The organism is Gammaproteobacteria bacterium, from assembly GCA_024235095.1.
Taxonomy (GTDB): domain Bacteria; phylum Pseudomonadota; class Gammaproteobacteria; order Competibacterales; family Competibacteraceae; genus UBA2383.
Map to the genome: position 1 here is coordinate 2,973,224 of JACKNC010000001.1, position 6,279 is coordinate 2,979,502.

The following is a 6,279-nucleotide window of genomic DNA, read 5'->3' on the forward strand; positions in this document are numbered from 1 at the left end:
CCATGACCGCCAAGCCGGAACTGGAACAGGCGCTTGACTACTATCGACAACAATATGATGAGATTGGCAGTCGATTACTGCGCTTGCAGCGGGAACTGACCCAGGCGCGTCGCGATGCCCGTCGCCATCGCACCATCGCCTTGGTCGTGCAGCGACTCCATGAATGCGCCAATCAGCAGGAAGCATCGACCGAATCACTAGGTGAAACCCTGATTGCTGTGTTGGTGGAATCCCTGGGCATCGACTGCGCGGGATTACTGAGTTGGCAGAGCGCTGCGGATCAGTGTCAGCTAGAGCATGGTCTGGGTCTGACCGCCAGCTTTACCTTGCCTTTGTCTGCATCGCCGCCAGCTCGCGCCGCCAGCCTGAATCCTGAGACTTTGCCCCTTGCCGCTCAAGCCGCCTTGCAGCGCGCTGGCTTGCGAAACTGGTTATGGATCGCTGCGCCGAAGGCTGGCCAGGCGCTCCTGCTCGGCAGTCGTCAGTTAAAAAAATCGTCTGATGACTCGACGCTCGAGGAGGCTGATCAGGTGATCGCCGCCGCTGCGCTCAAGGTTTATCTGGGTTTGCGTGAACAGCAACAAACCTTTCAGGCGCTACAAGCTGCGGAGACCAATTACCACACGTTGTTCGAAAGCGCTCATGAAGCTTTTGTAGTATTCGATGTCGAGAATGAGGCGCTGCTGGACGCTAATCAGCGCACGGTTGATCTAATGGGGTGTTCGCTGACGGAATTGCGCCGTTGCCCCCTGACCGACTGGCTGGTTTCCGCCGAGAGAATTTGGAAAAGACCATGGTTGTGTGCGCTCGCAGGCCGCCCGCAACGCTTCGAGTGTGAAATCCACACCGCAACGGACCAGCGTCTGTGGGTAGAAATCAATTTGAACCGCATCTATGCCGGTCAGCAGCGCTTGCTGCTAGCGGTCGTACGCGATGTCACTCAACGTCGACAGAGCGAACAGCAACTTCGCCATCACGCTTTTCACGATGCCCTTACCCAATTGCCCAATCGCGCCCTGATCCTCGAAAGCCTGGCGGACGCCATCCAGCAGCGGCAACAGAACTCTGGTTATCTGTTTGCGTTGCTGTTTCTGGATTTGAACCGTTTTAGCATCATTAACGACAGTCTGGGTCATAGCTTGGGTGACCAGTTACTGATTGCAATCAGTCATCGATTGCATCGTTGCCTGCGACCGGAAGATATCATCGCCCGCCTGGGCGGCGATGAATTCGTAATCCTGCTGAATGAATTGCGCCAGCCTGATGACGCGGTAGCTTGCGCAGAACGCCTGGAGCGAGCGCTGATCAGCCCCTTTGCGCTGGACTGCCATGAGATTTACACCAGCGCTAGCATCGGTATCGTATTGGCCGATGACCGCTATAGTGAACCGGAGGCCATGCTGCGCGATGCCGACATCGCCATGTATCAGGCTAAAAAGCGCGATGCGCCTTATCAGCGTTATGCACTGTTCGATCCGGTCATGCATGTGCGCGCCCTCCAGATTATGGAACTGGAGCACGATCTGCGTCATGCTGTGGAGCGACAGGAATTTGTGGTGTACTACCAGCCGATTGTTCAGTTTGATAATGGCCAACTCAAGGGTTTCGAAGCGCTGGTGCGGTGGCGGCATCCCGAACGCGGACTGGTGCCACCTAACGATTTCATTCCGATAGCTGAGGAAACGCTGCTGATTTTGCCGATTGGCCATCTGGTCCTGGCGGAAGCCTGCCGGCAGTCAGTCGAGTGGGCGCAGCGCTATACTGCGGCGCCGACTATCAGCGTCAACTTGTCCAGCCGGCAGTTTACTGTAACCGATCTGTCCGGGGAAATTAATCAATTGGTGCGCCAGCATGGTTGTAATCCTGCATTGCTGGCGCTGGAAATCACTGAGAGCGCCATCTTGGAAGATACCGAGGCCGCTCAAGCCAATCTGCGTCGGTTACATCACCAGGGGTTTCAACTGAGCATGGACGATTTTGGCACCGGTTACTCGTCGTTGAGTTATCTGCATCAGTACCCGTTTGATATTCTCAAAATTGACCGTTCTTTCGTTCAATCCTTGGGTCAGGATGTCAGCAAAACAAAAATTATAAATACTATCATCACACTAGCAAGAACGCTCGGGATGCTGGTAGTGGCCGAGGGCGTAGAAACCTGGGAACAGGCGGAACATCTGGCGGCGCTCGGTTGCGATTTCGGGCAGGGTTACTATTATTCCCGCCCGGTCGAAGCCACGGCGGCGGAAGCTTTGATGAACGACCCTCACTGGTTGCGAGAGACCCGCTAAGACATAGGAGAAAGGTTGAAAGAAAGGAGAGTGTTTATTCTTGATACGCCACGGAAAACAGGGCCAGCGCTGGCCGGACGACGATTAACCCACCGACAAAAGCAACATATCGAGCGCCTGCAAGATCGTCGTCGACTGCGGGCCGTTCAGGGTGCAGAGACCCTGGAGCAAACCGGACTCGGCCCGGAGCAAACCGGCCTGGTCATCACCCATCATGGCGCAGTGCTCATTGTCGAAGATGGCGAGGGAGGGCTAAATCGCTGCACTGTGCGGCAAAATCTGGGTCGGCTGACCTGTGGCGACCAGGTGATCTGGCAAGCCTCCGGCATGAGGGAAGGCGTGGTAGTCGCGGTTTCTGAACGACGCTCGTTATTGACCCGTCGCGACTACCGTGGTCAACTCCGCCCGGTAGCCGCCAATCTGGATGCAGTCGCGGTGATCTTGGCGCCCTCGCCAGAACCAAGTGAATACCTTATCGACCGCTATCTGGTTGCAATCGCCGCCATCGGCGTACAGGGGCTTCTGGTGTTGAACAAGGTGGATCTACTGGACGCACCTGCTTTAGCAGCGTTGTGTGACCGATTGATGCCCTATCGCCAAATTGGCTATCCCGTGTTGCTGGCCAGCAGTCGCATTGTCCAGGGTCTAGATGAATTACGTACCTGGTTGTGTGCGCGAACCAGCATACTGGTCGGGCAGTCAGGCGTTGGCAAATCGTCGCTGATCAAGGCGCTGCTGCCAGATCGCCAGATCCGCATCCAGGCGGTATCTGCCGCTACCGGTCACGGCGCACACACCACCAGTGCCAGTACGCTCTATCACCTGCCGAATGGCGGTCACTTGATCGATTCGCCCGGGGTGCGCAGCTTCGAACTGGGCGAAATCGGATTAAGCGAGCTGGATCGTGGATTCCCGGAGCTAACGGCTTATCTGGGTCGCTGCCGATTTTCCGATTGCCGCCACGCGGTCGAGCCGGATTGCGCGTTGCGGGATGCCGTAGCGCAGGGCGCTGTTCATGCGCAGCGGCTGGAAAGTTACCGGCAATTGCGCATCACGCTGGACACAGCGACTAAACCTAAAACTTAACTCTCCTGTGGCAACGACGTTTTTCCCTTTTTTATCAGCAGGTTTTCTTCTCGGCCTGAGCGGGGGGCTAGCGCCAGGACCGTTGCTGACGCTGGTTGCCAGTGAAACCCTGCGGCATGGCGTTCGCGTCGGCATCGGGGCCGCGCTTGCGCTGGCGTTGGGCAGAGGACAGCATATCCTGCGCGACCAGGGCTATATCATTCTGATGTGCGGACTGGGATTGCTGTTGCTGGTCTATGCCCTGCTCTTTCTGAGCGAGGGCGGAGGCGACTAATGGCGGCGCTTTCATTGTCGGGCTGAGACCGTTTCCACATCGCGTCGCGGTGCTACGGGGTAACGGCTTTCCGGGTCAGTTGCTGGCGTTTTTGATGCAGGTAGGCGCGAACCTGCCGGCGCTGGCTGGGTTCCTCGCTAGTCAGTGCGTTCAATTTTTGTCGATAACCATCATCATCGGGCATCAGACTGAGCATTTTCTCGGCCAGTTCAAGCGCTTCGTCATAGACGCTGATTTCCATTAGTAAATCGCTGAGCAAATCCAGCGCTGGCAAGTTGTCGGGATCCAGGCCCAGTGCCTTGACCAACAAAGGCATAATGCCATACACGATATCTTCGGAAGCGTGTAAATCCAGTTCAACCGCTTCCCGCCATTGCTTAAGAGCCTCCGTGTAGAGTTCGACGGCTGCTGCATTCTCCATGGGTGATCCTCGGTGAGGTATTTTTTATCATTATTGGCGGGTCTCGTTCAGTTTGCAATCGACTATAGAGACGGGAAGTTGAGCGTCGCGCCCTGGTTGCGAATCACCTCGGCGTAAAACTGGCCACTGGCCTTAATCGTGCGCTGTTGCGTTGCATAGTCCACATGCGCCAATCCGAAACGCTGCGAGTAGCCGTATGCCCATTCAAAATTATCCAGCAGGGACCAGGCGAAATAACCCCGCAGATCCACACCCTTACGCCGCGCCTCCAAAACCGCGCACAGATGATCTTGCAAGTAGCGTTGCCGGAGCGGGTCGTTTACCGCCCCATCGGCTTGTGGCGGATCGTAAAAAGCCGCGCCATTTTCGGTGACGTACAGGGGCAACGGCCCATAGCGCTGGGCGACCCATTCCAGAATCTCCGTCAACCCTTGCGGATATACCTCCCAGTCCAGGCTGGTGTGCATCTGCCGGGACTGGCGAACCCGACTGGCTTGCAATGGCCAGTCGCCGGGATCATGTTGCACGACCTGCCGGCTATAGTAATTAATGCCGAGAAAATCCAGCGGTTGGCGAATCGCCTCCACGTCACTATCGGGAAAGTCGGGCCAGGCCGCTCCAAAGATCTCAGCTAACTCCGATGGATAAGCGCCCAGGAAAACCGGATCAAGATATTGGCGATTCCAATAGGCGTCGGCGCGCTGGGCAGCGGCGAAATCCGCCGGGGTTTCCGTCGCCGAATATTTAGGCTCCAGATTGACCACGAATCCAATCTGATGGCGGCCTTCAGCCCGATAAGTTTGCACGGCGGCGGCATGGGCGCGCAGCAAGTTATGCGAGGCATATGGCGCGGCGAAGACATTACGCTGACCCGGTGCCAGCACGCCATGCAGGTAGCCGCCATCGACCACAACCCACGGCTCGTTCAGAGTAACCCAGAGTTTGACCCGGTCGTCCAGCGCCCGGAACAGAACCTGAGCGTAATCGGCAAACCAGGCGGCGCTGTCGGGATTCAGCCAACCGCCGCGACGATCCAGCGCTGCGGGCAAATCCCAGTGATAAAGCGTCGCCATCGGCTGAATGCCCCGTTCCAGCAATGCATCCACCAGGCGCTGGTAAAAATCCAGCCCCAAGGGGTTCACCCGACCCTGTCCTTCTGGCAGCACCCGGCTCCAGGCAATGCTGAAACGGTAGGCGTTCAGCCCCAATTCGCCCATCAGCGCTACGTCCTCCCGGTAACGGCGATAGTGATCGCAGGCGACATCGCCGGTATCGCCGTCGCAGGTCCGTCCCGGCGTATGCGCAAACTCATGCCAGATGCTCGGACCCGCGCCATCCGCCAGCGGCGATCCTTCGATCTGATAGGCCGAAGTCGCAGCGCCCCAGAGAAAGTCGTTGGGGAAAAGGGAAGGATCAGACATGGTCGGTCACTCCGAATGACTCAATCAACCGTTACTGGTCGCTCCGCCACGAATCCAGGCGGAAAAAGCATTGCGATTGCGGGAGCAGATCACAACTTTCCCTCGCCCGGAAAAGCGCAGCACGATGCCTTCCCCGCTGGTCACGCTGCTCACCAACCGGTTGAATAGTCCGCCACTCTGCTGACTGGGTACGGTGACTTCGTAATGCAGTTGACTGTCCCAGGCTACAACGTGCGAATTGTCGATAATCACATCCTTGCCCGGCTCCACATCCAGCATGAAGCCGGAGCCGAAGCCGGAGACCGCCAACTTGCCGCTGCCAGTGGCCTCCATGACGAAGAACCCACCGGACTGGGCGAATAGCGCATTACCCAGACTCTGACTGCGAACGCGCAAATCAATGCCGCTTTCCGCCGCCACAAATGCACCATCGCTGAGCATGTACTGGGTAGCGCCGACCTCCAGAATCTGGATCGTCCCTGGCAATATGGGCGACAGCAGGCAATCTCCGGGACCCCGGTTGGCTTCGATGTGTTGCTGGAAAAACGATTCGCCGTTAGCAAAGCGGCGCATGAGCGCGCTGCCCAATCCGCCGCTCATCTTGCCGGCTAGATCCAGGGTGTCTTCCATCATCACCATCGCGTCGGATTCACAATAAATCTTCTCGCCTTTACTCAGGGAGACATGCAGGAAGGGGTCAACGTCTCCCGTCACGGTAAATATCGCCATGAATTTGATCCTCCACTCAACCTAATAAACTTCTAATGGACTCCTCAGTCGTAAGTTCTC

The 6,279-nt window shown here is 57.1% G+C and carries 6 protein-coding genes; 3 read left to right on the forward strand and 3 right to left on the reverse strand.

Annotated elements, in window-relative coordinates:
* Nucleotides 1-2: 2 nt before the first annotated feature.
* The 3 genes from H6973_13165 to H6973_13175 all read left to right on the forward strand — a co-directional run bounded on the left by H6973_13165 (nt 3) and on the right by H6973_13175 (nt 3,648).
* Nucleotides 3-2,288 carry an EAL domain-containing protein gene (locus tag H6973_13165; protein ID MCP5126539.1) on the forward strand — a complete coding sequence of 762 codons (2,286 nt, stop codon included), beginning with the start codon at nt 3-5 and terminating at the stop codon, nt 2,286-2,288.
* A 69-nt stretch (nt 2,289-2,357) separates the two neighbouring features.
* Nucleotides 2,358-3,374, forward strand: coding sequence for a small ribosomal subunit biogenesis GTPase RsgA (gene rsgA, locus H6973_13170; protein MCP5126540.1), 1,017 nt, complete (start codon nt 2,358-2,360; stop codon nt 3,372-3,374).
* 82 nt (nt 3,375-3,456) lie between these two features.
* Complete coding sequence (locus H6973_13175) at nt 3,457-3,648, forward strand: hypothetical protein (protein ID MCP5126541.1); 192 nt, start codon at nt 3,457-3,459, stop codon at nt 3,646-3,648.
* 52 nt (nt 3,649-3,700) lie between these two features.
* Here the strand turns inward: H6973_13175 and H6973_13180 are convergent, their stop codons facing one another.
* From H6973_13180 to H6973_13190, 3 genes are all read right to left on the reverse strand, one after another.
* Nucleotides 3,701-4,069, reverse strand: a complete 369-nt coding sequence (locus H6973_13180; protein MCP5126542.1) for a hypothetical protein — start codon at nt 4,067-4,069, stop codon at nt 3,701-3,703.
* Between the two features lie 62 nt (nt 4,070-4,131).
* Nucleotides 4,132-5,490, reverse strand: coding sequence for a beta-glucosidase (locus H6973_13185; GenBank protein ID MCP5126543.1), 1,359 nt, complete (start codon nt 5,488-5,490; stop codon nt 4,132-4,134).
* A gap of 24 nt (nt 5,491-5,514) precedes the next feature.
* Nucleotides 5,515-6,219, reverse strand: coding sequence for a TIGR00266 family protein (locus H6973_13190; GenBank protein ID MCP5126544.1), 705 nt, complete (start codon nt 6,217-6,219; stop codon nt 5,515-5,517).
* Between the last annotated feature and the right edge of the window lie 60 nt (nt 6,220-6,279).

Excerpts from the sequence above, each read along its gene's own strand:
- H6973_13165 (MCP5126539.1), top strand. The coding sequence starts at position 3 with ATGACCGCCAAGCCGGAACTGGAACAGGCGCTTGACTACTATCGACAA.
- H6973_13190 (MCP5126544.1), bottom strand. The coding sequence starts at position 6,219 with ATGGCGATATTTACCGTGACGGGAGACGTTGACCCCTTCCTGCATGTC.
- H6973_13180 (MCP5126542.1), bottom strand. The coding sequence starts at position 4,069 with ATGGAGAATGCAGCAGCCGTCGAACTCTACACGGAGGCTCTTAAGCAA.
- H6973_13185 (MCP5126543.1), bottom strand. The coding sequence starts at position 5,490 with ATGTCTGATCCTTCCCTTTTCCCCAACGACTTTCTCTGGGGCGCTGCG.